A 25987-nucleotide genomic window follows, 5' to 3' on the forward strand; every position below is an offset into this window, starting at 1 on the left:
CGGCAGCTTCCGGTCATGGGGCGGCGGTCCGTTGTCCTGTTTGCCTAGACAGCCTGCCCACGCCGGCGCCAGCCGCGCAGGCCCAGCACGATGAACAGCAGCGCCAGGCCCGCCAGGGCCAGCACTTCACGGCGCAGTTCGGCCAGCGAAGCGCCCATCTGGTTGGCCGCGATGAAACCCTGGATCGCGGCGGTCGAGGGCAGCAGCCAGCGCAGCCCTTGCAGCGGCCACGGCAAGGCGCTGGCGGGCCAGGCCAGGCCCGCCAGGAACAGCACCGGCATCGAGCTGGCCACCAGCAGCTGGACGCTGCGCTCGCGGGTACGGAAGAACAGACCCATGAAAATCCCGAGCGCGGCCACGCAGACGCTGTACAGCAGGCTCAGCACCAGGGTGGCCGCCGGGTTGCCGCCGCGCGGATAGTCCTGCCACCAGAACACGAAGCCGAAGTAGTACGCGGCATTGAGCAGCACCACGCTGGCAAACGCGGCGAGCGCGCCGGCATAGGCGGCGGTGCCCGCCGCATAGGGGAAGGCCCTGGCGCTGGCCCAGCTGCCGAACAACAGGCCGATCCCGAGCAGGAAGGTCTGCTGCATCAGCAGCACCACCACGCCCGGGACGATGTACGAGGCATAGCCTTCGCTGACATTGAACATCGGCAGGGCCTCGACCGACAAGGGCTGGCGCTGCGCAGCCGCCTGCTGCGCCGACGGCGTGCCCGCGCCCAGGCGCTTGAGCTCGACGCCGGCCGACAGCGTGCCCACCACTTCGGCCAGGCCGTTGAGCGCCACCTTGTTCAGCAGCGGATAGGCCCCGATGCCGCCCACCTCGACCTCCGGCTGCCTGCCGGCCAGCAGCTTGCCGCTGAAATCGGCAGGAATGACCATCACGCCCGCGGCCTCGCCGCGCCAGATCCATTCCTGGGCCTGCTCGGGGCGGGTGGTGACGCCGGCCACGCTCAGGCCCGGATGGGCGCCGGTCCAGCGGATCAGCTGGCGCGACAGGGCCGAGCCATCCTGGTCGACCACCGCCACCGGCACCCGGCGCACCGTTTCGCCGCTGTAGGGCAAGGGATAGAAGAAGGAGTATACGATGCCGGAGATGAAGAACAGCAGCAGCGCCGCCTTGTCGCCCAGGATCGCGCGCCAGGTGAGGCGCCAGGCCTGGAACGCGGCGGCCAGGCGGCTCATGCCTTGCCCCAGCTGTCGGGCTGGCGCATGCGCGCGGCCAAGCGCAGGTAGCCGGCCGCGCCCAGCACGGCGCTGAAGCCGGCCAGGGCCGCCAGCGCGCCGGCGCTGAAGCGCAGCGGCGCGCCCGCCAGCCAGGTGTTGTTGACCAAACCCAGGAAATGGGTCAGCGGCAGCGCTTCGGCCCACAGGCGCGCCGCGGCCGGCATCGCCAGGGTCGGAAAACCCTGGCCGGAAAAGGCGAAGGCCGGCGCGGTGACGAAGGCGCAGGCCGACAGCGCCGAGCGCAGCGAGCCGGAGAATGCGACGATGCAGGTGCCCAGTGCCAGGCAGGCCGCGACGAACAGGACGGTGCCGAGCGTCATCGCCAGCACGCTTCCCAGCACCGGCCAGCCCAGCAGCGCGCCGAAACCGATGCCCACCAGGACCGCGTGCAGCAGGAAGACCACTGCCGGAATCGCCAGCTTGGCCAGCAAGGCCACCGCCGGCCGGCCCTGGGCCGTGGCCAGCCAGTCGGGCACCGTGGCGGCGCGCAGTTCGCGCCCGATCGCGGTCAGCGCAGCCAGGGTGGCGCAGATGTGCAGCAGGCTCCACACGGCCGGCAGCGCCAGCGCCGGGACCATGCTGCCGTTCTCGTTGAACAGCGCCACCGCGCGGGTGGCGACCGGCTCGACCTGCTGCGCGGCCTGCATCGGACCGGCGCCGCGCCTGGTGCGCCCCTGCAGCTCGGCGCCCGCCGACATGGTCGCCACCACGGCGCGCACGTCGCGCGTCATCGCGCCGGTATGGGATGGGTACTGGGCGTTGTACGCCCATTGCAGGCCAAGCGCTTCGCCGCGCAGCAGGCGCTCTCCCATCCGCGCCGGGATCGAGACGATGCCGAACACCTCGCCGGCGCGCAGCGCCGCCAGCGCCTCGGCATCGCTGGCAAGCGGCAGCGGCCGCAGCCCCGGCGACTGGTCCAGCATGCGCACCAGGCTGCGCGACTGCGCGGACTGGTCGAGGTCGCGCACCGCCAGCGGCAAGTCGCGGGCGATGCCGGCGGAAAAAATCCACCAGGTTAGGAAGTACAAGGCCAAGGGAATCCAGCCCAGCATCGCCAGGTCCCAGCGGTCGGCGCGCAGGCGCGCCCACTCGCGCGCGAGCGAGGCCGACCAGGCGGAAGCGGCGGGAGCGGGCATGGGCGGCTCAGCGCTCGAACACCACCGTCATCCCCGGGCGCAGGCCCGGCAGCGGTGCCGTGGGCCGCAGCCGGAGCTCGAAGGTGCGCAGGTCGGTGCCGCCGGGGCGCGCGGCGCGCCAGGTGGCGAAGGCCGGCAAGGCAGATACGGTCTCGACCTTGAAATCCGCGCCCGCCTTCAGCGCCGGTACATAGCCGCGGTGCAGGCTTCCCTTGGCAAAGGGCTTGAACATGTCCTCGCGCACCGCCAGCACGGCCCAGACGTCGTCGAGGTTGACCAGGGTCACCACCGGAAAGCCCTGCGGCGCCAGTTCGCCGGCCTGGATCGCCAGCTTGCTCACCTCGCCGGCGGCCGGCGCCAGAATGCGCGTCTCGGCCAGGGCCGCATCGGCTTCCGCCACCACCCCGTCCACCTGGCGCGCCTGGGCCTGCGCCGCCTGCTTGTCCTCGGGCCGCGCGCCCTGGCGCGCCAGCTCGTACTGGGCGCGCGCGGCGGTCGCCAGCTCGCGCGCCGAGCGCGCCTGGGCGCGGGCGTCGTCGCCTTTCTGGCGCGCCAGCACGCCCTCGGCCACCATGGCCGCCACCCGCCTGTCGGTCAGCTCGGCCAGCCGCGCACCGGCCTCGGCGCGTTCCCAGTTGGCGCGCGCGGCGACGACCTCCTCGGGCCGTGCGCCCGCCTGCGCCTTGCGCGCCACGGCGGCGGCGGCGTCGCGCGCCGCCTGCGCCTGATCGAGCTTGGCGCGCACTTCGGGACTGTCCAGCTCGAACAGCAGCTGGCCACGGCTCACCGCCTGTCCCAGCTGCACGTGCACCCGGCCGACGCGCCCGGGCACCTTGGACGACACGTTCACTTCCTGCGCTTCAATCTGCCCTTGCAGCGCTTCGGGCACCGGCTGGAATGCGCGTACCAGGCCCCAGGCCAGCAGGGCCAGGACCAGCACGCCGGCCAGTACGGCCGGCACGCGTTTTTTGCGGCTTGTCTCGCTCATCGGGTGGACTCCTTCGCGGGATCGAGCTGGTGGGGTGCGGAGCGCGCATGCTCGGCCAGGCGCTCGGGCCGGCCGGTGGTGGCGAGCAGGCGCGCCAGCGCCAGCACATAATCGTGGGCGGCCTGGGTCCGCTCGATCCCGGCCTTGGTCAGGTTCAGGGAAGCGTCGTCGACGTCGGCCGTGGTCGCCTGACCGTTGCGGAACGATACCTGCGCCAGCCGCAGGCTTTCGCGCGCCAGCTCGATCGCCGAGGCCATGGCCAGGTAATGCTGGCGCGCATCTTCCATGGCGCGCCACTGGGTTTCGGCCAGGGTCGGGATGTCGCGTCCAGCCTGTTCCGCGGCTGCTTCGACGCGCTGTTGTTCGAGCCGTGCGGCGGCCGTCAGGCGCGCGCGGTCGACCCGGTCGACCAGCGGCATGCTCAGCGCCACCCCCACCAGCCAGTTGGCGCGCGCGGCCCCGCCGCGGTTCAGGTTGTAGTTGGCGATGCCGACCAGGGTCGGGCTGAAGGCCTTGCCCTGCAGCTTGAAATTGGCGGCCGCCTGGGCGCGCTTGCTGTCGATCTGCTTCCAGGCGGCATTCGCGTGCATGGCGGCTTCCACGAACGAGGCCAGCGAGCCGACCGGCTGCTCGTGCACGAACAGCGGCGTTGCGGGCTCGACCGCCTGCTCCTCGCCCAGCAAGCGGCGCAGGGCCAGCTCGGCGACCTCCGCGTCGCTGGCGGCCTTGGCCGCCTCGCGCGCGGACTTGTCGACGGCGACGTCGGCCTTGAGGCGTTCGACGCGCGCGATCAGCCCGGTCCGCTCGAGCTTGCGCGCCATCTCCTGGTGTTCGCGCGCCACTGCCAGCGCCGTGCTGCGCAGCCGGGCGGCATGGCGCGCCAGCTGGACGCCGAAGTAACGCTGCGCCAGCAGCAGCGCCGCTTCGTCCTGCGCCGCCTGCATGCCTGCAGCGGCCTCGGCGGCGCGCCCGGCGGCCACCTCCTTGAGCGCATCCAGGCGTCCGCCGGTGTACAAGGGCCAGACCGAGGCCAGGCCGAGCGAGCGTACCGTGAACGTGCGCTCGGCCTCGAGGCTGGCGGGCAGTTCCGGCAAGGCCAGCCCGGGCAGCGGCGGCAGCACCTCGAGCACCGGTTGCAGGGCCGGCTCCAGGGATTGCGCCAGGCGGCCGGTATCGATATTCAGCGAGGTCGAGAGACGCCCGGCGAATCCGTTCAGGCGCAGGTCCGGACCGTCGATGCGGCGCAGCGCCTCGGCCTGCAATTGCCTGGCTTGATAGTCGAGCTCGGCGCCGCGCACCGCGCCCGAACGCGCCTGCATCCGGCGCCACGCTTCGCCATACTCGAGGGCGCCGGTCTGCTGCGCCCGGACCGGCAACACGGCGCAGCAGGCCAGCACCAGGGCGAGCGGTGTAATACAGGTCTTGGACGGCTTCACCGGTCTCTCCGCAAACTCATCAGTATTTACCGACGATTATAGCGCCGCTTCGCCACGACCGGCCACACGACTGGCAGGCGCGCCGTGTCCCGGGCACCACCGTATTATTTACTAGCCGCTGCTTTTCCCGGTGCCGCCCTGCGCCTGCGCCATCTCCAGCGCCGGCAAGGTCACCGTCAGGAAGGACGACACCTGGCCGACCAGCTCGGCGGCCTGCTGGCGCACCTGCCCCATCTGCAGGATCGACAGCTCGGCCTGGCGCACCGCCTGCTGGATCAGCGTGCGGCGCTGCACCAGGGCGTCCGACAGGCTGGCGTCCGTCGCGCCACCCGCGAGCTTCGACACGACGGCAAGCACCGCCGCATGCAGGCCCAGGTTGCGCGCCGACGCCTCCAGAGCGCGCACGGCCGCGTCGCTGTCGGCGATGAGCTGCAGCAGCTGCGCACGGCTCGAAGCCAGCTCCGTCTTGTACTGGGCGGGCGACTTCGGGCGGCGGAACAGCTTGTCGAACACGCCTGCCGGCGTCCTGGTGCTCTCCAGTGCGGCCTCGAGCTGCGCGGGCACCGCCATCTGGGTGAATCTCAGCACCAGCTCGGTGATGGGCTGGAGCAGCGCGGCCTGCTCCATCAATGGCCCTTCTGCCCACTCCGCGACCACCGGCAGCTTCAGCGGCAGGATGCGGCGAAACAGCGCGGCCAGGCGCTGGCCGGCGTGTTCGGACAAGGCCGGATAATCGGCGTGCGCGATCGCCAGCGCATCGCGCACCGCCGGATGATCCTCGCTCTCGAACAGCACCTTGGCTACGGCTTTCGAGGGCACGGCGGAAGCCGGTGCTGCGGGAAGGTCGTCGAAGGACAGCGCCGTCGGGGGACCGTTGCCAGCGGGCGGCGCAGCAGCGGCTTGCTCCGCATCGCCGAAATCGAAGGCCTGCGGCACCGGCGCAGCGCCGGCCGGCTCGGCGGGGAGCTCGGGCTCCGCGCCGAAGTCGAATGCCCTGGGCGTTTGCTGTGTCATCGGCTACCCGGCATCGAGCAGGAGCACGTGCTCCTCAGACGGTGCCGCCGAGCTTGCGGATGAAGGTCGCCAGATTCAGCTTGAAGCCGGCGCCGACGGCCTGGAAGCGCCATTCGCCATCCTTGCGGTACAGCGAGCCGAACTGCAGCGCGGTCTTGTCCGCGTAGTCTTCGTCGAGGTCGTATTCCGCGATCGTCTCGCCAGTCTCGTCGTTGTACACCTTGACGTAGGCGTCGGTGACCATGCCGAAGGTCTGCCTGCGCACATCGGCATCGTGGATGGTCACGACGATCGGCATCTCCACCACTTCCGCCTCGACCTTGGCCAGGTCGACGGTGATGACTTCGTCGTCGCCATCCTTGTCGCCGGTCCGGTTGTCGCCCGAGTGCACGACCGCGCCGTCCGGGGAGGTGGCGTGGTTGTAGTACACGAAGTGGGCATTGCTGATCATGACCGGGTGGTCGCTCGCATCCCGCCTGCACAGGAATACCGACGCGTCGAGGTCGAATGGCTGGCCCTCGACCGCGTTGACCTTCCATCCGAGGCCGATACGCACGCGCTTCAAGCCCGGCGCGGTTTTTTCGAGGTTGATGCGGTGGCCAGTGTGGAGCGTCGTCGACATGGACTTTCCTTTTCCTTATGGGGTGAACATTGGATTCAAGCGCCGGTGGGCGAAAAGCGCGCAATCAGCTCGCGCTCCAGCTCCTGCAGTTTCGGCAGCTCGGCCTGGCGGCGCTGCTGGCCTTCGTTCGAGATCTGCTCGAGCTTGTCGAAGGCGGTCACCAGCTGCGTCTGCACGTGCTGGGCGGTTTCCAGGCTGACCAGCGAGCGCTGCTTGGCGCGGGCCACGGTCTCGGTATTTTCCAGCAGCATGTCGGCCTGGGCGCGGAAGGCCGCGTCGGTGGCGTCGTAGGCGGCATTGGCGACCGCGGCGCTCTGCTTGGCCTCCAATTGCAGCAGGTAGAGCGAGAACACGTTGCGCCAGGCCGGAATCGAGACGTTGACGATGTCCGTGAAGGTGTCCGTCAGGGCGCGTGCATTGTCTTGTGAGGTGTACTGTCAATAGTGGACACGTCCGTTTCAAGCAGCCAGCTGCTGTCTGCTGAATTCTTCGGCAAACGATGCTGGCGATAGGTACCCGAGACGCGAATGGCGCCGCTGGCGGTTATAGAAAATTTCGATGTATTCAGTGATTGCGGACTCCGCCTCGGCCCTGGTCGCATACCTCTGGTGATGGATCAATTCGTTCTTCAAGCTACCCCAGAAGCTCTCCATAGGCGCGTTGTCGTAGCAGTTCCCCTTGCGCGACATGGAGGCCGTCATGCCGAACTGCTCGAGCAGTTTGCGATAGTCATCTGCGCAGTACTGGCTGCCGCGATCCGAATGGAGAATCAGGCCTGGCGCTGGCCGCTTGTTGCGTACTGCTCGCCAGAGCGCCTGCGCCGTCAACTCCTGGGTCATCCTGGCCCCGAGCGCATAGCCCACCATCTCGCACGTAAAAATGTCCTTGATACCCGCCAGGTAGAGCCAGCCTTCGTCGGTGGCGACGTACGTGATGTCGCTCACCCAGGCTTCATTTGGCTCCGTCGGCGCGAAGGTCTGTTCCAACAGATTCGGTGCGACCGGGTAGGCGTGTTTCGAGTTTGTCGTTGCCTTGAATCTGCGCTTTTGCTTGCAGCACAGGCCAAGCTCTCGCCGCAGCCGCACGATCCGATCACGTCCCGCCTCGAAGCCTTGCGCAGCCAGTTCCGGCTGCAAGCGCAACGGTCCATAGGTCTGACGAGTTTGAACATGAGCAGCCTTGATGGCGATCTTCAGCTTCTCGTCGTTCTGCGCACGCTGCGATGCGGGACGATCCAGCGCTGCGTAATAGCCGCTGCGCGACACGTCAAAGACACGGCACAACAGGCCAAGCGGGTACTCGAGTCGCATCGATTTTATGAACGCGTACCGGGCAGCGACTCCCTGGCAAAGTACGCGGTGGCCTTTTTTAGCACTTCCTTTTCCATCCGCTCCACGGCCAGTTCTTTACGCAGCTTTGCCAACTCGGCTTCTAGTTCCACGACGCTTCGGCTGCCTGGTGGTGCCGCCGGGTCTGTGCTGCGCTTCGCCGCGCTCACCCAGTTGGCCAGCGTCCCTTTCGGCACTCCGATCCGCTGGGCAGCCTGTTCCTGCGACAAGCCCTGTTCCAGCACCAGCTTGACGGCTTCGGTCCTGAACTCAGGTGTGTATGTCTTCAATTTCATGTGTTCGCTCCTTCCGATAATTTTATCAATCGGAAGTGTCCGAAAAAGTCAGCGTACCTCAGACCTCTCTGAACCAGGCTCGCAATCCCGTGTGACGTCAAGGCTGGTGTCCCTTGTAATGAGCTACAAGCACCACGGTCGGATGAGTTCACCCATTTTTGCTTGTTGGCACTTGGAATTGTGGCCGCCGCGGTCTGTCAGAGCTAACTTGGGTATGCGTCTCTTTCAGGGGGTATCGTTGGGGGTATTTTTGACGAACTCGCCGAGAAGGCTGCCAGAAAGCGCCGATAAGTACTAGCTTTTTCTGGCGTTTTAAGAATTAATGTGGGACTCTTCCGTTTTAACGTCTGATTCCGCGCCGCTGGAACGCATATGACCCCCGCCTTCGAGCGGGGCTTTTCATTTCGGGATTGCGTTCGTCCCACATGGACCCCTGTTCATCCCATAACGGTTTTCCGATCGCCGCTTTCGTGTTCCACTAAGGCCGAGCAAGCAGTTCCCACTTACTCGATCAATGAGCGCATCATGAAAACAAGCCTCTTCATTACCATCTTCATGCTGGTCGCAAACGGCGCCATGGCACAGGACGCGATCAACTGCGGCTCCTGCGCCGAATGGAACCAGCCCGCCAAGCCCTTCAACATCCACGGCAACACGTATTACGTCGGCACCGCCGGCCTGTCCGCCATCCTGGTCACCAGCCCCCAAGGCCACGTGCTGCTCGACGGCGCGCTGCCCCAATCCGCCCCGCTGATCCAGAAGAACATCGAAGCCCTCGGCTTCAAGATGCAGGACGTGAAGCTGATCCTGAACTCGCACGCCCACTTCGACCACGCCGGCGGCATCGCGGCCCTGCAGAAGGCCAGCGGCGCCACGGTCGCCCACAGCCCGCACGGCGCCCAGGTGCTGCGCGACGGCACGCCTGGCACCGACGATCCGCAGTACGACCCGAAGGAACGCTTCCATATCCCCAAAGTCGCGCAGGTGAAGGAAGTCGCGGACGGCGACACCCTGTCGGTCAGCCCGCTGCGCCTCACTGTCCATTACACGCCCGGCCACACACCCGGCGGCACAACCTGGACCTGGCAATCCTGCGAAGCAGGGCGTTGCCTGGACATGGTGTATGCCGACAGCCTGACCGCGGTGTCCACCAACGGCTTCTACTACACCGGCGGCGCCGGCTACCCGGACCGCTCAGCCAGTTTCCACCAGACGATCGACAAGGTCGCCAAGCTGAAGTGCGACATCGTAATCGCCGCCCATCCGGGCTTCAGCGATTTGTTCGACAAGGCGGCGCGCAAGTCCGTGGACACGAACCCCTTCATCGATCCGGAAGGCTGCCGCAAACTGGCCGCCGGCGCCGCCAAGAGCTTCGAAGCGCGCCTGCAGCGCGAGCGCATCGAAAAGGCCACGGCCACCAAGGGCTGAGGACACGGACCTGGTTTGCTGCCATACTGTCGGCCTTCATCCGCACGCTCCGACAGCATGGCCACCGTTACTGAACTCCACATCTACCCGATCAAATCCTGCGCCGGCATCCAGGTAGAGGAGGCGCAATTCCTCGTCTCGGGCCTGGTGGCGCAGGGCGTGCACGACCGCGAGTGGATGCTCGTCACCCGCGAGGGCCAGTTCCTGACCCAGCGCGAGTACCCGCGCATGGCGCTCCTCACGCCGCGTATCGATGGCGATGCCGTCGAGGTGAGCGCACCCGGCATGCCGCCGCTACGCCTGCCGCTCGCGCACGATCCCATGGCAGCGAAACTGACCGTCCAGATCTGGGATCACAGCGTGGAGGCCGCCGACTGCGGCGCCGCCGCCGCCGGCTGGTTCGCCGATGCCATCCAGGGGCCGTGTCGCCTGGTGCGCTTCCGCCCCGACGCGCACCGTCCCACCAGCACCAAGTGGACTGGCGGCGTGCCCGCCGCAACCCGCTTCGCCGACGGCTACCCGATCCTGGTCATCGGCCAGGCCTCGCTCGACGACCTCAACGCCAGGTTGCAAGCTGCCGGCCGCGCGCCGCTGCCGATGAACCGCTTCCGTCCGAACCTGGTGGTCGACGGCATCGAGGCTTTTGAAGAAGACTACGTGGAATCCTTCACGGGGGACAGCCTGGCGATCCGCCCGGTGAAACCCTGCGCGCGCTGCCCGATCCCGGCGATCGACCAGGCCACCGGCATCCCCGGTCCCGATCCGCTCGATATCCTGCAAACCTACCGCGCCAACCCGCGCATGGAAGGCGCGGTCTGCATGGGCATGAACTGCATCGTCGCGGCGGGCGAGGGCGCGTCCTTACGCGTCGGCCAGCAGCTCGACACCGCCATCGCGTTCTGACCCGGCTACCTGGGTGTTGCAGTGTCGTTAAATCGCCCACCCGGGCGATTTTTCGTTTCCAAGGCAAGAAAGATGGCGTAATGTTACGGTTATTGCTGAAAGGAATTTTCAATGCACGAGCCGGATGCGCAGACGCGAGAACTGATGCTGGAGAACGAGACCCTGCGTTCCCGCATGGCGTACCTGCTCGAGCAGGCCGAGCGCAACCACTCGATCATGACCCGCCACCAGGCTTTCGACCTGCAGATCGTGGGGGCGAGCTCGTTCCAGGAGCTGGTGTCGACCATCTTCGGCACACTGCCGATCATCTCGGAACTCGATACCGTGACCCTGTCGCTGGTCGATCCGGAGGCCGACATCTACACCGTCATGCACAAGCTGGGCGTGGACTACGAACAGCTGCCCAATCTGCTGTTCTGCGAACATGCCGATGAACTCGGGTTCAAGGTGGCGGAAGGGCGCCGTCCGCGTCCGGTGCTGGGGCCGTATGCGCCTTCGCGCCACGGCGCGATGTTCCCGCAGCCGCCGAAGAACCTGCAGAGCGTGGCCCTGGTGCCGCTGCTGCGCAATACCCGCCTGATCGGCAGCCTGAACCTGGGCAGCGCGGACCCGAGCCGTTTCACGGCGGCCCTGGGCACCGATTTCATCGAGCACATGGGATCGATCGTCGCGATCTGCCTCGAGAACGTCATCAGCAACGAGATGCTGAAGTTCATCGGGCTGACCGATGCGCTCACCGGCGTCTACAACCGCCGCTACATCGACCGCCGCCTGGTGGAAGAGATCGCGCGGGCGCGCCGCCAGGGCTACCGCATCTCCTGCATGTACATCGACATCGATCATTTCAAGCAGGTCAACGACAGCGTCGGCCATGGCGGCGGCGACGACGTGCTGCGCGAAGTGGCCAACCGCATCAAGGCCGAACTGCGCATGTCCGACGCGCTGGCGCGCTTCGGCGGCGAGGAATTCGTGGTGCTGCTGATCGATGCGGACCTGGAAAACGCCAGCATGGTGGCGCAGCGCATCCGCGCCAGCGTGGCCCTGAACCCGGTGCTCCTGAGCACGGGCGAGGAGGTGCCGGTGACGGTGTCGATCGGCGTGGCCTCGCTCGACGATTTCGAGCGCGACCATGCGATCGAGGGCGTGGCGCTGGATCTGGTGGCGCAGGCAGATATGGCGCTGTATCAGGCGAAGGCCAATGGCCGTAACCGGGTGGTGTCGCTCTCGTAACCGATCACGTTTTCGTAGGGTGGACGGCTCCGCCGTCCGCGCGTTCAACCAGCCTCAGAGCAATCGCAGTGCGTCGACTCATGTGTGATTTGAACGCGCGGTCGGCATAGCCGACCACCCTACAGTAATCGGCTCTCGGCCCGGCTGACCGCCTCTCCCTCACCCCGCAGCACCAGCACATCGCCCGCCAGCAAGGTCGTTTCCGGATCGAAGTGCAAGCTCTGCCCGTTCCGGCGCAGCGTCGTCACTTCCGCCCCGACTTCCTCCAGCGCCAGCTCGCGCAGATGCCGGCCGATCGCCGCGGCGCCGCTGTGCAGGGTCACCGAATGCAGGCGCACGTAGCTGTGCTCCAGGTCGTCGGCGTAGTCGCTGGCGCCGTGGAAGTAGCCGCGCAGCGAGGCGTAGCGCTCGTCGCGCGCCACCTGCACCCGGTGCACCACGCGGCGCAGCGGCACGCCCATGGTCACCAGCGCGTGCGAGGCCAGCATCAGGGAACTCTCTAGCGCTTCCGGCACCACCTCGGTGGCGCCGGCGCGCTTGAGCACGTCGAGGTCGCTGTCGTCGTGGCTGCGCACGATCACCGCCAGGTTGGGGGCCAGCTCATGCACCAGGTGCAGCACCTTCAGCGCCAAGCGCGTGTCGGCGAAGGTGATCACCAATGCGCTGGCGCGGTTGATGCCGGCCGCGATCAGGCTTTCGCGGCGCGCCGCGTCGCCGTAGGAGACGTTGGCGCCGGCGCGCTGGGCTTCCTGCACCCGTTCCGGGTCCAGGTCGAGCGCGTACCAGGGCAGTTTTTCTTCGGAGAGCAAGGTTGCCAGGCTCTGGCCGCTGCGTCCGAAGCCGGCGATGATCACGTGCTTCTGGGTCTTCATGGCGCGGCTGGCGATCTGGGTCAGCTGCAGCGACTGCATCATCCATTCGTTGGCCGCCACCTTCATGACGATGCGGTCCATGTTGTCGATGATGAAGGGCGCGAGCAGCATCGACAGCACCATCGAGGCCAGCACCAGCTGGATCAGGAAAGGGTCGACCAACTTCGAGCCCATCGCCAGGTTGAGCAGCACGAAGCCGAATTCGCCCGCCTGCGCCAGCGCCAGGCCGGTGCGCATGGCCACGCCGTCGCTCGATCCGAAGACCTTGGACAGCAACGCGATGATCGCGAACTTGAGCAGCACCGGGAAGATCACCAGCGCCAGCACCAGCCACCAGTGCTGCAGCACCAGCTGCAGGTTGAGCAGCATGCCCACCGTGATGAAGAACAGCCCGAGCAGCACGTCGCGGAAGGGCTTGATGTCTTCTTCCACCTGGTGCTTGTACTGGGTTTCGGAGATCAGCATGCCGGCGACGAAGGCGCCCAGCGCCAGCGACAGGCCGGCCTGCTCGGTGATCCAGGCCAGGCCGAGCGTCACCAGGAGCAGGTTGAGCATGAACAGCTCCTGCGAGCGGCGCTTGGCGACGATGGTGAACCAGTTGCGCATTAGCTTCTGGCCGAAGATCAGGAGCAGGGCCAGGACGAACGCGGCCTTCAGCGCCGCCCAGCCGAGCGTGATCGCCAGTTCCTCGGCCGGGCGTGCCAGCGAGGGGATCATGATCAGGAGCGGCACCACGGCCAGATCCTGGAACAGCAGGATGCCGATGATGCGGCGTCCGTGCTCGCTCTCGAGCTCCAGTCTTTCCGTGAGCATCTTGACCACGATCGCGGTCGACGACATGGCCAGCGCCCCGCCCAGCGCGAACGCGGCCTGCCAGCTGACGTGCAGTACGGCGGGCGCCCACCAGGAGATGAACAGGCCGAACACCATTGCGGCCAGGATTGTCAATACGACTTGAGCCAGACCCAGGCCGAACACGATGCGCCGCATCGATTTGAGCTGGGCCAAGGAGAATTCGAGTCCGATCGAAAACATCAGGAACACGACCCCGAATTCGGCCAGTGTATGGGTGGCGGGACTGTCTTCCGCAAGGGCCAGCGCATGGGGGCCGATCAAGACGCCGACGGCCAGATAGCCCAGCATCGGCGGCAGGTGCAGCATCCGGAAGGCGACCACGCCCAGCACGGCACAGCCCAGCAAAAGCAGGGTCAGTTCAAGTCCGGAATGCATCTTCCACAGTTGTTTTTTCGTTATCGTTGTAGTGGTTTGTTACGACTGGCAAGTTTTTTGCTTATCCAATTCGGATATACTGCCACTATGAGTTTAACCGATGAAAAAATAATGCTGAAAAGTTTTGACGCGGACCAGGCCCGCCGTGTACTGGAGCTGGGCCGCGAGACCCTCGCCATCGAAGCCGACGCGATCCGCGCCCTGCATGCGCGCCTCGGCGACGACGACAGTTTCGTGCGCGCAGTCCAGCTGCTGTACGGCTGCACCGGCCGCGTGGTCGTCTCCGGCATGGGCAAATCCGGCCACATCGGCCGCAAGATTGCCGCCACCCTGGCCTCGACCGGCACCCCGGCCATGTTCGTGCACCCGGGCGAAGCCGCCCACGGCGACCTGGGCATGGTGACCACGCACGACGTGTTCATCGCCATCTCGAATTCCGGCGAATCGTCCGAGCTGCTCGAGATCCTGCCGGCCATCAAGCGCATGGGCACGCCCGTCATCTCGATGACCGGCAAGCCGCACTCGCGCCTGGCCAAGCTGTCCGAGATCCACCTCGACATCTCGGTGGCCAAGGAAGCCTGCACCCTGAATCTCGCCCCGACCACCAGCACCACCGTCACCCTGGCCATGGGCGATGCGCTGGCCGTGGCGCTGCTGGATGCGCGCGGCTTCCGCGAGGAAGATTTCGCCATGTCGCACCCGGGCGGCGCCCTCGGCCGCCGTCTCCTGACCCACGTGCGCGACGTGATGCGCAGCGGCGACGCGGTGCCAAGCGTATCGCCTGATACGCCGCTCACGCGCGCGCTGCTGGAAATCAGCCAGAAGGGCATGGGCATGACCGCCGTCGTCGACGAGCAGCAGCGTCCGGTCGGCGTCTTCACCGACGGCGACCTGCGCCGCCTGATCGAGCGCGTGACCGATTTTTCGAACATCAGCATCCGCGACGTGATGCACGCCAACCCGCGCCGCGTCCATCCGGAACAGCTGGCGGTGGATGCCGTCGCCGTCATGGAAGAATTCCGCATCAACCAGATGCTGGTCGTCGATCAGGACGGTCGCCTGGTCGGCGCGCTCCACATCCACGACCTGACCCGCGCCAAGGTGATCTGATGAGTGGTTTGATCACTGCAACCGAATTCATGCAGCGCGCCGCGCGCGTCAAAGTGATGATCTTCGACGTCGACGGCGTGCTGACCGACGGCAGCCTCACCTATGGCCCGGACGGCGAAGTCACCAAGACCTTCTACGTGCTCGACGGCCTCGGCATCCAGCTGCTGAACAAGACCGGCGTCAAGACCGCCATCATCAGCGCGCGCAAGTCGCCGATCGTGGTCAAGCGCGCTAGCGACCTGGGCATCTCGCACGTCTACCAGGGCATCCACGACAAGCGCGTCGGCTTCGCAGAATTGCTGCAAGCAACGGGCGTGACGCCGGAGGAATGCGGTTACATCGGCGACGACGTGATCGACCTGCCGCTGTTTACCCGCGTCGGCTTCGCCGTCACCGTGCCGTCGGGCCACCCGGAAGTGCAGCACCGCGCGCACTACGTTACCAAGAACGCGGGCGGCCGTGGCGCCGTGCGTGAGGTCTGCGACCTCGTCATGCGCGCGCAGGGCACCTACGAACAGGCGCTGGCGCCGTATTTCGCTTAATACGGCGATATCGGACACGGGACACGACATGGTCACCTACAAGCGCACCGCCCACCGCTGGAAGCTGCTGACGATCATGATGATCGCGACCTTCTGCGCCTTCGGCAGCTTCTGGCTGGTGCAGGTGATGGAAGGCGAGGGTGGTGACGCCCGCCTCGGCGGACCAGGGGACGAGCCGGACTACATCGTCGAGAACTTCTCCTTCGTACGCATGACGGAACAGGGCAAGCCGAGCTACGTGGTGTCGGGCAAGCGCCTGGCGCATACGCCAGTGGGCGACGTGTCCCAGGTCGAGGCGCCGGTGATGCAGGGCATCACGCCCGGCCGCCCGCGCATGACCATCGTCGCCAACCGCGCCGAGCTTTACCATGAAGAACATCGCGTCGAACTGCTCGGCAACGTCGACATCCAGCGCCCGGCCACGCCCACCAGCGAAGCGCTGCGCGTGCAGACGCAGGCGCTGACCGTGCTGCCCGACGAAGAAATCCTCAAGACAGACCAAGCGATCGAAATGCAGCTGGGGGCCGCCACCGTGACCGGCACCGGCATGGTGGCCAACAACGCGACCCAGAAGCTGCACCTGGCCAGCCGCGGCCAGATCGTCTATCCGCCACGCGCGCAGCGGCAGTAGCGCCGCGCCGCGTCAACCCAGGACAAAGCAAGAACATGAAAAAAATCATCGCTGCCGTATTCCTCAGCCTGGCCGCCTTCGGCGCCTCGGCCGAGCGTGCCGATTCGCTCAAGCAGGCCGTGATCAACTTCGATTCCCTCGACGTCGACGAGGTCACCCAGACCCGCATCCTGACCGGCAACGTCGTGCTCACGCGCGGCACCCTGGTGCTGAAGTCCGACCGCGCCCTGGTGAAGGAAACGCCGGAGGGCTACATGAGCGTGACCCTGACCGCCAACAACGGCAAGCTGGCGACTTTCCGCCAGAAGCGCGACGGCGGTCCCAACCTGTGGGTCGAGGGCCAGGCCCAGCGCATCGAATACGACGAGCGCGCCGAACTGGTCAAGCTGTTCAACAACGCCGAAGTGCGCGAGCTGGAGAACGGCCGCTTGGCCAACGAGATCAAGGGCCCGTTCATCTCCTACGACAACCGCCGCGAAGTCGCGCAGGTGCGCAACGATCCCACCGGCCAGAGCAAGGTCGGCGGCGGCCGCGGCACCCTGATCATCGCGCCGCGCCGTACCGCGGCGCCCGCCGAAGGTGCCAAGCAATGACGGCAGCCATGAGCGCAGGCATGAACGCGGAAGCGGCGACCGCGGTCGACGGCTGCAGTACCCTGATCGTCAAAGGCCTGCAAAAGAGCTACGGCAAGCGCCTGGTGGTGCGCGACGTATCGCTGCAGGTGGAGTGCGGCGAAGTGGTGGGCCTGCTCGGCCCCAACGGCGCCGGCAAGACCACTTCCTTCTACATGATCGTCGGCCTGGTGCCGTCGGATGCCGGCACCATCGACATCAACGGCACCGACATCTCGAGCCTGCCGATCCACCGCCGTGCGGTGCTGGGCCTGTCCTACCTGCCGCAGGAAGCCTCGGTGTTTCGCAAGCTGACGGTGGAGGAGAACATCCGCGCCGTGCTGGAGCTGCAACGCAACGAGGACGGCAAGCCACTGGGCAAGGACCAGATCAACGAGCGCCTCGACACCCTGCTGGCCGAACTGCAGATCGAGAAGCTGCGCGAGAACCCGGCGTTGTCGCTGTCGGGCGGCGAGCGGCGCCGCGTCGAGATCGCGCGCGCGCTCGCGACCAATCCGCGCTTCGTGCTGCTCGACGAGCCCTTCGCCGGCGTCGACCCGATCGCGGTGATCGAGATCCAGCGCATCGTGCGCTTCCTGAAGGAACGCAACATCGGCGTCCTGATCACCGACCACAACGTGCGCGAGACGCTCGGCATCTGCGACCGCGCCTACATCATCAACCAGGGAGCGGTGCTGGCCTCGGGCCGCCCTGACGACATCATCGCCGACGAATCCGTGCGGCGCGTGTACCTCGGCGAGCACTTCAGGATGTAATCAGAGCATCGGGCATGAAACAGTCTCTCCAGTTACGCACGTCGCAGCACCTGGCGCTCACGCCGCAGCTGCAGCAGTCGATCCGCCTGCTGCAGCTTTCCACGCTCGAACTGCACCAGGAGATCGAGCAGATCCTGCACGACAACCCGCTGCTCGAACGGCTCGACGATCCGCTCGACCGCTCGGTGCGGCTGCTGGCGGACGGCGCGATCAATACCGCGCCGGCCAATGGCGAAGCGCCGCCCGCCCCGCCGGATTCGGTGGCGCAGGAGGGCGCGAAGGCCGAGCACGAGGGCGCCGATGGCGAGGGCAACGGCGAGCGCGGCGATGCCGAGATGGACTGGGGTGGTGAAGGCGGCGGGGCGCGCAGCGGCGACGACGAAGACGGCCGCCCGCAGCTGGAAGCCGACGGCATCACGCTGCGCGAGCACCTGGCCGAGCAGATCCGCCTGAGCGCCTGCGGCATGCGCGACCGCGCGCTGGCCGAGCTGGTGATCGATGCGCTCGACGACAACGGCTACCTGGAAGAGCCGCTCGACGAGATCCATGCACGCCTGCCGCAGGAACTCGAGATCGAGATGGACGAACTGCGCTGCGCGCTGGCGCTGGTGCAGAGCCTGGACCCGGTGGGCGTGGGCGCGCGCAGCGCGGCCGAATGCCTGGCCCTGCAGATCCGCCGCATGCCGGGCGTTCCCCTGGTGACGCGGCGCCTCGCCCTGAAAATCGTCGAAGGCTATCTGAGCTGGTTCGCCCAGCGCGAATACACCAAGCTGAAAAAGGCGCTCGACTGCGACGACGAAGACCTGCGCGAGGTGCAGGCCGTGGTCCGCCAATGCAATCCGCATCCCGGCGCGGCCTTCTCCTCGGGCGTATCGGACTACGTGGTGCCGGACGTGATCGTGCGCCGCGCCAAGAACGGCTGGCAGGTAACGCTGAACCCGGAAGTCATGCCGAAGCTGCGCGTGAACAGCCTGTACGCCAACCTGCTCAAGCAGGGCAGGAGCGAAAGCCAGATGGGCGCGCAACTGCAGGAAGCCAAGTGGCTGATCAAGAACATGCGCCAGCGCTTCGACACGATCCTGCGTGTGGCCGAGGCAATCGTCGAGCGCCAGCGCAACTTTTTCAGCCACGGCGCGGTTGCCATGCGCCCTCTTGTTTTGCGTGAGATAGCTGATACACTAGGCCTACACGAGAGCACGATTTCACGTGTAACCACGCAGAAATACATGCTGACCCCGCACGGCATGTTTGAGTTGAAGTACTTCTTCGGAAGCCACGTCGCCACCGAAGCGGGGGGAGAAGCCTCCTCGACGGCGATCCGCGCGCTTATTGCGCAATTGACAGGAGCAGAAGACCCTAGGAATCCTCTATCCGACAGCAAGATCGCGGAGATGCTCGGGGAACAAGGTATGGTCATTGCGCGCCGGACGGTTGCCAAATACCGCGAAGCGCTCAAGATTCCGCCCGTCAGCCTCCGCAAATCCCTGTAAAGCACCTGCCCACTCTCACCTTGTGGCGCGGGCAGGGCACCTTCCCAAAGGAGTGTGTATGAACCTCACAATCAGCGGCCACCATCTCGAAGTCACCCCCGCCATCCGTGAATACGTTCAGAATAAGCTCGAGCGCATCACCCGCCATTTCGACCACGTGATCGACACCCACGTGTTCCTCGCCATCGATAACCTCACTGAAAAAGAAAAACGGCAAAAGGCCGAGATCAACCTACAGGTATCGGGAAAAATTCTGCACGTGGCGAGTGCGGCCCAGGATATGTATGCGGCCATCGACACGTTGATGGACAGGCTGGACAGGCAGGTTCTGAAACACAAATCCATGCTGCAAAATCATAACCACGTGGCGCACAAGCGCCTTCCGGACAACGGAGAAGCCGCCGCTGCGTAACGCACCGTTTGCGAACCAGCTGTAGCACAACAGCAAGGGCGTCTGAGGGGACGCCCTTTTTGCTTTTGTACAATACCTGTTACTTTTTCTTGCTTCCGTATTTGTACAAATGTTCTGTAGAATGCATGTCTTTTCGACCACAGAAGACCATCATGACCGATACCGTCCTGACCCGCGCTGCCAACCGCACCGGCGTCATCACGCTCGACCGGCCGAAAGCCCTGAACTCTCTCTCGCTTGACATGGTGCGCGCCCTGAGCGCCATCCTGCTGCAATGGAAGGATGACGCGGGCATCGACGCGGTGGTCATCACCAGCAGCAGCGAGAAGGCCTTGTGCGCGGGCGGCGACATCCGCTTCTTCCACGAGATGGGCCAGGTCGGCCCGATGGGCGGCAGCGCGCTGCTGGAAGACTTCTTCACCGAAGAATACGCACTGAACCACCTGATTCATTTCTATCCGAAGCCGTACATCGCGGTGATGGACGGCGTGGTGATGGGCGGCGGCATGGGCATCGCCCAGGGCGGACCAGGCTGCGGCCTGCGCATCGTGACCGACCGCACCAAGATGGCCATGCCCGAGGTGAACATCGGCCTGTTCCCGGACGTCGGCGGCAGCCACTTCCTGTCGCATGCGCCGGGCCAGCTGGGCCAGTACCTGGGCCTGACCGGACTGACCATCGGCGCGGCCGATGCGCTCTACGTGGGCCTGGCCGACGTGTTCGTGCCGGGCGCGGAGCTCGGTGGATTGCAGGCGCTGATCGACTCGACTCCCGGCGCGCAGCTGCCGGCGGCGATCCGCGCCTATGCGGCGCAATTCGCGGGCCAGCTGGGCGCGAGCGAACTGCAGGCGCAGCGCGGCGTGATCGACGCGCACTTCGGCGCGGCCTCGGTGGGCATGATCATGGCCTCGCTGGGGCGCGACGAGAACCCGTTCGCGCAGAAGGCGCTCAAGGCGATGCGCCAGCGCTCGCCCCTGATGATGTGCGTGACCCACGAACTCCTGCAGCGCGGCGCCTCGCTGGGCGTGGCGGAATGCCTGCGCATGGAGCGCAACCTGGTGCGCCGCAATTTCGAGCACGGCGAAGTGCTGGAAGGCGTGCGGGCGCTGGTGATCGACAAGGACAACCAGCCGAAGTGGAATCCGCCGGCGCTGGAGGACGTGACGCCGGAAATGGTGGCGCGCTTCTTCGAGCCGGTGTGGCCGGATTACGCGCACCCGCTGCGGCATTTAGCTTGACGTTTCTCGTGGGGTGGTCGGCTCTGCCGACCGCGCGTTCAACTCACCGATGAATTGACGCTGCGCTGCAGATCAAGGACTGTTTGCACGCGCGGCCGGCGAAGCCGTCCACCCTACCTTATCGCGACAAATTAAACAGCCGCGTGGGTCGGCTGCTCGCGGTGACGAATGATGACCCGTTCGGTCTGCCCGAAGTAGGCCCCCAGCCTTTCCGCCATGTAGACCGAGCGGTGCTGGCCGCCGGTACAGCCCACCGCCACGGTGAGGTAGGACCGGTTGTCCGTCTTGAACGAGGGCAGCCATTTTTCCACGAACTTGCGGATATCTTCCAGCATCTCGGTGGCGCTCGGCTGGGCGTCGAGGAAGGCGATCACCGGCTGGTCGCGGCCCGTGAGCGGGCGCAGCGCCAGGTCATAATAGGGATTGGGAACCGCGCGCACGTCGAACACGAAGTCGGCATCCAGCGGCACGCCCACCTTGAAGGCGAAGGATTCGAAGAACAGGGTCAGCGGCGCATGTTCGAGGTCGGCCAGTTCCTTGACCCAGGCGCGCAGCTTGTTGGCGGACAGTTCCGAGGTGTCGATCACGTGCCCCAGGTTCTCGATCGCCGACAGGCGCTCGCGTTCCTCGGCGATGCATTCGATCAGGGTGCGGCGCGCGGCCGGATTCTCGCCCGGGCGCAGTTCGTGCGACAGCGGGTGGCTGCGGCGCGTTTCGGAGAAGCGTGCCACCAGCGAATGCGTGCTCGAGGTCAGGAACATCACCTTGACGTTGTGGCCTTCCTCTCGCAGGTGGCGCACGCTCACCGGCAGTTCGACCAGCGATTCGGCGCTGCGCGCATCCACTGCGACGGCGATTTTTTTCGTGCCTTTCTCACTGACCGCATACACCAGGGCCGGCAGCAGGGCCGGCGGAAGGTTGTCGACGCAGTAGTAGCCTGCGTCTTCCATGACATTCAGGGCAACCGACTTGCCCGAGCCGGAAATACCGGTAATGAGGACGATGTGCATGGTGGGGATGATACCCCAAATGGCGAAGTGATCGTACCTCAGTCCCCGCTCATCGCTTGACGCTGTCTTTCCATGAATTCCTGCAGCGTGTCGATGCCGCGTAGCTGCAGGATGGTGTTGCGCACGGCGGCCTCGAGCAGCACCGCGATGTTGCGGCCGGCCGCGACCGGAATGACCACCTTGCGGATCGGCAAGCCCAACACGTCCTCGGTCGGGTGATGGAAGGGCAGGCGTTCGACCTCTTCGTCCAGCGCGCCGCGCTTGACCAGGTGGACGATCAGCTTGAGGCGCATCTTGCGGCGCACCGCGGTCTCACCAAAAATCGCCTTGATGTCCAGCAGGCCCAGGCCGCGCACTTCCAGCAGGTTCTGCAGCAGCGGTGGGCAGCGGCCCTCGATCATGTTCGGCGCGATGCGCGAGAATTCCACGGCATCGTCGGCCACCAGGCCATGCGAACGCGAGATCAGTTCCAGGCCCAGCTCGCTCTTGCCCAGGCCCGAGTCGCCGGTGATCAGGACGCCCACGCCCAGCACGTCCATGAACACGCCGTGCATGATCACGCGCTGCGCCAGCTTCTTGGATAGATACACGCGCAGGAAGTCGATCACCTGCGCCGCCGGCAGGGGCGTCGAGAACAGGGGAATGTTCTGCTCGTCGCAGATGGCCAGGATGTCCGGCGGCGTTTCCAGACCCTGCGCGATGATCAGGGCCGGCGGACCGCCGCCGATCAGCTCGCCGATCACGTGGGTGCGCGAGCTGGACTTCAGGCGGTGGTAATAATTCAGTTCCTGGTGTCCGAACACCTGGATGCGGCCCGGGTGGATCAGGTTCAGGTGGCCGACCTGGTCCGCGGCCGAGGCCGCGTCGCCCGCGATCTGCCGCTCGCCACCGGGGAAGCCCGCGAACCAGCCTAATTGGAGGCTGTCGCGGTTGTCATCGTACAAACGCTGGATGGTCAGCGGAGTCTGCAGCATTGGCATGTCGTTCCGTACGCGGCGAATTGCCGCGTAGACAGTCTAATACAAATAGGCGCTTCGAAGAACCGTAGCGAGCACCGCAGTCCGCCAGTGCAACGCGCAGTAGGTTGTTCGAGGCGCCTTAGCCCAAAGCTTGCAGACTGGGTTGCCAATTGATGATGCGTTCGTGGACCGACTTCGGATCCGGGTCGGTGGCCAGCGCGGTGCGCACGGCCTCGTCCGAGAACAGCTCGGCGATTTCCGACAGGATTTCGAGGTGCTGCTGGGTCACGTGGTCCGGGATCAGGAGGAAGAACAGCAGGCTGACCGGCTGGCCGTCGGGCGATTCGAAGGGAATCGGCTCCTTCAGGCGCACGAAGGCCGCTAGCGGCGACTTCAGGCTCTTGGAGCCCTTGATCCGCCCGTGCGGCACGGCGACGCCATGGCCGAGACCAGTGGAGCCGAGGCGCTCGCGTGCGAACAGGTTGTCCGACACGGTCGAACGGGCGATGCCGCAGTTGTTCTCGAAAATCAGACCGGCTTGCTCGAATGCACGCTTTTTGCTGGAAACTTCCAGGTCCAACTGCACGTTCTCGAGCGAGAGGATTTTGCTAAGGTTCGTCATAACTTATAGCCATGCACAGGGTGGGGTGTGCTTGCGAGGCGGAATTATAGGCCGGTTTCAGGATGGTGACATTCGATTTCGCCATCTGTACAGGCATACAGTCACCTACATGGGGACAGTATGGCGAAAGCGTAGTGTTTTGCCATGAAACCGGCTTGGCAATTAAACGCAATTTCCTAAGTGAAATCGCCAGGAAAGCGCCGCAAATCGAGGTGCGAAGGCGTTCGCACCATCTTTTCCATGCACTGTGCCCGTTTTTTGAGCACGCGGTCCGGATGCCGTTTTTGTATCAAAAACCTGGGCCCGGTGTGGCTGAAAACGCACAGCCGGCTTGCAAACGTGCGCGCTTTCGGGTTATTGACGCGCGGTGCGCAGGTTGTCCGGCTTGCCGGTGCTGAAATTGGCGCGCCAGGGATTGATGTCGAGGCCGCCGCGACGGGTATAGCGTGCATACACCGCCAGCTTGGTCGGCTTGCACTGGCGCAGCACGTCCATGAAAATGCGCTCGACGCACTGCTCATGGAATTCGTTGTGTTCGCGGAAGCCGATCAGGTACTTGAGCAGGCCCTCCTGGTCGATCTGCGGACCGACGTAACGGATCTGCACCGTGCCCCAGTCCGGCTGGCCGGTGACCAGGCAGTTCGATTTCAGCAGGTGCGACACCAGGGTTTCCTCGACTGGCGCCTCGTCCATGTTCGCGCTCAGCAGCTGGGGCGAGGGGACGTACTGGTCGATCTCGACGTCGAGGCGGTCGAGCAGGGTGCCGTCGAGTTCGCCCATCTTCAGGCTGCCGAAGGCGTCCGGCGTGGTGATGGTCACGTGCACCGGCGCGCCGAAGGCGTTCGACAGGTCCTGGCGCAGCAGCTCGGCCAGGGCGTCGGTGCCGGCCACGCGGGTCTGGTTGAAGGAATTCAGGTAGAGCTTGAACGACTTCGATTCGACGATGTTGGGCGAATCGGCGGGCGCCGTGATGGTCGCGATCGCCACCTGCGGCTTGCCGCGCATGTTCAGCCACGACAGTTCATAGGCGTTCCAGATGTCGACGCCGAAGAAGGGAAGCGTACCCACTCCCAGGCCGATCTCTTCGCGCTTCTGCAGGCGCGGGATCGGGAACAGGAGCTCGGGGGCGTACTCGCTCTGGTACGCGGAGGTTTTGCCAAGTGGCGATTGATCAGGAGTATTCATAGAATTCTGGATGCTTGTGGCATCCGTAGGGTGGTCGGCTTTGCCGACCGCGCGTTCAACGAAAAGTTGCGCACCACAATATGGATAACACTGCGGTGCGGAATGTAGGGGTGCGATCAGCCGGAGGCTAGGCGCCCAGGAACAGCTTGTACACCGGATTGGCACTCTCGTCCCAATACCGGTAGCCCAGCGTCGCCAGGAACTGCCGGAACTCATCCATTTCCGCCGCCGGCACCTGCAGGCCGACCAGGATGCGTCCCACGTCGCCGCCCTGGTTCCGGTAGTGGAACAGCGAGATGTTCCAGTTCGGCGCCATGCTGTCGAGGAAGCGCATCAAGGCCCCCGGCCGTTCGGGGAACTCGAAACGATACAGCAATTCGTCCTGGGCTTGCGCGCTTTTCCCGCCCACCAGGTGGCGGATGTGCAGCTTGGCCAGTTCGTCGTGGGTCAGATCGAGGGTGCGGAAGTCGTGTTCCTCGAAGGTGCGCGCCAGCAGGCCCGACTCGCTGCGGCTGCCCACCTGCACGCCGACGAAAATGTGGGCCTCGCGCGAATCGGCCATGCGGTAGTTGAATTCGGTGACGTTGCGCGGGCCGACCAGGGCGCAGAAGCGGCGGAAGCTCCCGCGCTGCTCGGGGATGGTCACCGCGAACACGGCCTCGCGCGATTCGCCCAGCTCGGCGCGCTCGGCAACGAAGCGCAGGCGGTCGAAGTTCATGTTGGCGCCGCAGGCCACCGCCACCAGGGTCTCGTCCCTGACGGGATTCTTCGCCATCTGCGAGCGTTCCACATAGGCCTTGGCGCCGGCCACCGCCAGCGCGCCGGCCGGCTCGAGGATGCTGCGCGTGTCCTGGAACACGTCCTGGATCGCGGCGCAGATCGCGTCGGTGTCGACGATGATGATCTCGTCTACCACTTCCTTGGCAATGCGGAAGGTTTCTTCGCCCACCAGGCGCACCGCCGTGCCGTCCGAGAACAGGCCGACGTCGCTCAAGGTGACGCGCTGGCCGGCCTTCAGGCTCCTGGCCATCGCATCCGAATCGATGGTCTGCACGCCGATCACCTTGATGTCCGGGCGCACCGCCTTCACGTAGGCGCCTACGCCGGCCACCAGGCCGCCGCCGCCGATGGCGACAAAGATCGCGTGGATCGGCGCGGAGTGCTGGCGCAGGATCTCCATGCCGATGGTGCCCTGGCCGGCGATGACGTCGGGGTCGTCAAAGGGATGGACGAAGGTCAGGCGCTGCTCCTTCTCCAGCAGCAGCGCGTGGTTGTAAGCGTCGGTGTAGGAGTCGCCATGCAGCACCACCTCGACGCTGGCGCCGCCGCGCGCCTTGACCGCGTCGACCTTCACCTGCGGGGTGGTGGTCGGCATCACGACCAGGGCACGGCAACCGAGGCGGCTTGCTGACAGGGCCACGCCCTGGGCGTGGTTGCCGGCCGAGGCGCAGATCACGCCGCGCTTGAGTTGCTCGGGCGTGAGGTTGGCCATCTTGTTGTAGGCGCCGCGCAGCTTGAAGCTGAACACGCTCTGCATGTCTTCGCGCTTGAAGTAAATGCGGTTGTTCATCCGCTGGGACAGCGTGGGCGCGTACTCGAGCGGGGTTTCTTCGGCGACGTCGTAGACGCGGGCGGTCAGGATTCTCTTGAGATAGTCGGTAGTCATGGTCGGCAATCGGGATAACAGGT

24 protein-coding genes and 1 pseudogene are annotated in these 25987 nt (G+C 65.7%); 11 read left to right on the forward strand and 14 right to left on the reverse strand.

The window, feature by feature from the left end:
- Positions 1–44: 44 nt before the first annotated feature.
- The 8 genes and pseudogenes from MasN3_RS03745 to MasN3_RS03780 form a co-directional block, all read right to left on the reverse strand.
- On the reverse strand, positions 45–1187 hold the full coding sequence (locus MasN3_RS03745) for an ABC transporter permease (protein ID WP_281912436.1): 1143 nt from the start codon (positions 1185–1187) through the stop codon (positions 45–47).
- A complete protein-coding gene (locus tag MasN3_RS03750) occupies positions 1184–2365 on the reverse strand; it encodes an ABC transporter permease (RefSeq protein ID WP_281912439.1) in 1182 nt (393 codons plus the stop codon). The genes MasN3_RS03745 and MasN3_RS03750 overlap by 4 nt, the downstream gene beginning before the upstream one ends.
- Before the next feature lie 7 nt (positions 2366–2372).
- Positions 2373–3353 (reverse strand): HlyD family secretion protein, encoded by a 981-nt coding sequence (locus tag MasN3_RS03755; RefSeq protein ID WP_281912441.1) that lies wholly within the window; start codon positions 3351–3353, stop codon positions 2373–2375.
- Positions 3350–4789 carry a TolC family protein gene (locus tag MasN3_RS03760; protein WP_281912443.1) on the reverse strand — a complete coding sequence of 480 codons (1440 nt, stop codon included), beginning with the start codon at positions 4787–4789 and terminating at the stop codon, positions 3350–3352. The genes MasN3_RS03755 and MasN3_RS03760 overlap by 4 nt, the downstream gene beginning before the upstream one ends.
- Positions 4790–4900: 111 nt before the next feature.
- The gene (locus tag MasN3_RS03765; RefSeq protein WP_281912445.1) at positions 4901–5803 is read right to left on the reverse strand and encodes a hypothetical protein; all 903 of its coding nucleotides are present in this window, start codon (positions 5801–5803) and stop codon (positions 4901–4903) included.
- Between the two features lie 34 nt (positions 5804–5837).
- The gene (locus MasN3_RS03770; RefSeq protein ID WP_281912448.1) at positions 5838–6425 is read right to left on the reverse strand and encodes a TerD family protein; all 588 of its coding nucleotides are present in this window, start codon (positions 6423–6425) and stop codon (positions 5838–5840) included.
- A 35-nt stretch (positions 6426–6460) separates the two neighbouring features.
- Positions 6461–6838 (reverse strand): annotated as a pseudogene (locus MasN3_RS03775) (toxic anion resistance protein); the annotation flags it as partial.
- 45 nt (positions 6839–6883) lie between these two features.
- A protein-coding gene (locus tag MasN3_RS03780; protein ID WP_370662284.1) for an IS3 family transposase occupies positions 6884–8049 on the reverse strand; the annotation gives its coding sequence in 2 pieces (ribosomal slippage) (positions 6884–7773 and positions 7773–8049; 1167 coding nt in all).
- 525 nt (positions 8050–8574) lie between these two features.
- Between MasN3_RS03780 and bla the strand changes: the two genes are divergently transcribed.
- The 3 genes from bla to MasN3_RS03795 all read left to right on the forward strand — a co-directional run bounded on the left by bla (position 8575) and on the right by MasN3_RS03795 (position 11610).
- A complete protein-coding gene (bla, locus tag MasN3_RS03785) occupies positions 8575–9477 on the forward strand; it encodes a subclass B3 metallo-beta-lactamase (RefSeq protein WP_281912451.1) in 903 nt (300 codons plus the stop codon).
- A 57-nt stretch (positions 9478–9534) separates the two neighbouring features.
- Complete coding sequence (locus MasN3_RS03790) at positions 9535–10380, forward strand: MOSC domain-containing protein (protein WP_281912453.1); 846 nt, start codon at positions 9535–9537, stop codon at positions 10378–10380.
- Positions 10381–10491: 111 nt separating this feature from the next.
- Positions 10492–11610, forward strand: a complete 1119-nt coding sequence (locus MasN3_RS03795) for a GGDEF domain-containing protein (RefSeq protein ID WP_281912456.1) — start codon at positions 10492–10494, stop codon at positions 11608–11610.
- A 119-nt stretch (positions 11611–11729) separates the two neighbouring features.
- Here the strand turns inward: MasN3_RS03795 and MasN3_RS03800 are convergent, their stop codons facing one another.
- Positions 11730–13712 carry a monovalent cation:proton antiporter family protein gene (locus MasN3_RS03800; protein ID WP_281912458.1) on the reverse strand — a complete coding sequence of 661 codons (1983 nt, stop codon included), beginning with the start codon at positions 13710–13712 and terminating at the stop codon, positions 11730–11732.
- Between the two features lie 87 nt (positions 13713–13799).
- Between MasN3_RS03800 and MasN3_RS03805 the strand changes: the two genes are divergently transcribed.
- The 8 genes from MasN3_RS03805 to MasN3_RS03840 all read left to right on the forward strand — a co-directional run bounded on the left by MasN3_RS03805 (position 13800) and on the right by MasN3_RS03840 (position 20522).
- Complete coding sequence (locus MasN3_RS03805) at positions 13800–14822, forward strand: KpsF/GutQ family sugar-phosphate isomerase (protein WP_281912460.1); 1023 nt, start codon at positions 13800–13802, stop codon at positions 14820–14822.
- Complete coding sequence (locus MasN3_RS03810; RefSeq protein ID WP_281912464.1) at positions 14822–15364, forward strand: KdsC family phosphatase; 543 nt, start codon at positions 14822–14824, stop codon at positions 15362–15364. Before MasN3_RS03805 ends, MasN3_RS03810 begins: the two co-directional genes overlap by 1 nt.
- A gap of 28 nt (positions 15365–15392) precedes the next feature.
- The gene (gene lptC / locus MasN3_RS03815) at positions 15393–15995 is read left to right on the forward strand and encodes an LPS export ABC transporter periplasmic protein LptC (RefSeq protein ID WP_281912466.1); all 603 of its coding nucleotides are present in this window, start codon (positions 15393–15395) and stop codon (positions 15993–15995) included.
- A gap of 35 nt (positions 15996–16030) precedes the next feature.
- Entirely contained in the window at positions 16031–16588 is a 558-nt protein-coding gene (gene lptA, locus MasN3_RS03820) for a lipopolysaccharide transport periplasmic protein LptA (RefSeq protein WP_281912468.1), read from the forward strand.
- 20 nt (positions 16589–16608) lie between these two features.
- Positions 16609–17382 carry an LPS export ABC transporter ATP-binding protein gene (gene lptB, locus MasN3_RS03825; RefSeq protein ID WP_281914626.1) on the forward strand — a complete coding sequence of 258 codons (774 nt, stop codon included), beginning with the start codon at positions 16609–16611 and terminating at the stop codon, positions 17380–17382.
- 14 nt (positions 17383–17396) lie between these two features.
- Positions 17397–18872 carry an RNA polymerase factor sigma-54 gene (locus MasN3_RS03830; RefSeq protein WP_281912470.1) on the forward strand — a complete coding sequence of 492 codons (1476 nt, stop codon included), beginning with the start codon at positions 17397–17399 and terminating at the stop codon, positions 18870–18872.
- A gap of 58 nt (positions 18873–18930) precedes the next feature.
- Positions 18931–19284, forward strand: a complete 354-nt coding sequence (gene hpf, locus MasN3_RS03835) for a ribosome hibernation-promoting factor, HPF/YfiA family (RefSeq protein ID WP_281912474.1) — start codon at positions 18931–18933, stop codon at positions 19282–19284.
- A 152-nt stretch (positions 19285–19436) separates the two neighbouring features.
- Positions 19437–20522, forward strand: coding sequence for an enoyl-CoA hydratase/isomerase family protein (locus MasN3_RS03840; protein ID WP_281912477.1), 1086 nt, complete (start codon positions 19437–19439; stop codon positions 20520–20522).
- Positions 20523–20653: 131 nt separating this feature from the next.
- On the opposite strand, the gene rapZ is transcribed toward MasN3_RS03840, so the two are convergent.
- The 5 genes from rapZ to ilvA form a co-directional block, all read right to left on the reverse strand.
- Positions 20654–21532 (reverse strand): RNase adapter RapZ, encoded by an 879-nt coding sequence (gene rapZ, locus MasN3_RS03845; protein WP_281912480.1) that lies wholly within the window; start codon positions 21530–21532, stop codon positions 20654–20656.
- A 38-nt stretch (positions 21533–21570) separates the two neighbouring features.
- Positions 21571–22506, reverse strand: coding sequence for an HPr(Ser) kinase/phosphatase (hprK, locus tag MasN3_RS03850; protein ID WP_036208776.1), 936 nt, complete (start codon positions 22504–22506; stop codon positions 21571–21573).
- Between the two features lie 124 nt (positions 22507–22630).
- Positions 22631–23113, reverse strand: a complete 483-nt coding sequence (locus tag MasN3_RS03855; protein WP_281912483.1) for a PTS sugar transporter subunit IIA — start codon at positions 23111–23113, stop codon at positions 22631–22633.
- A 354-nt stretch (positions 23114–23467) separates the two neighbouring features.
- The gene (gene queF, locus MasN3_RS03860; protein ID WP_281912485.1) at positions 23468–24298 is read right to left on the reverse strand and encodes an NADPH-dependent 7-cyano-7-deazaguanine reductase QueF; all 831 of its coding nucleotides are present in this window, start codon (positions 24296–24298) and stop codon (positions 23468–23470) included.
- Between the two features lie 127 nt (positions 24299–24425).
- Positions 24426–25964 carry a threonine ammonia-lyase, biosynthetic gene (gene ilvA / locus MasN3_RS03865; RefSeq protein WP_281912488.1) on the reverse strand — a complete coding sequence of 513 codons (1539 nt, stop codon included), beginning with the start codon at positions 25962–25964 and terminating at the stop codon, positions 24426–24428.
- Between the last annotated feature and the right edge of the window lie 23 nt (positions 25965–25987).

The sequence above is a fragment of the Massilia varians genome (genome assembly GCF_027923905.1).
GTDB lineage: Bacteria > Pseudomonadota > Gammaproteobacteria > Burkholderiales > Burkholderiaceae_D > Telluria > Telluria varians_B.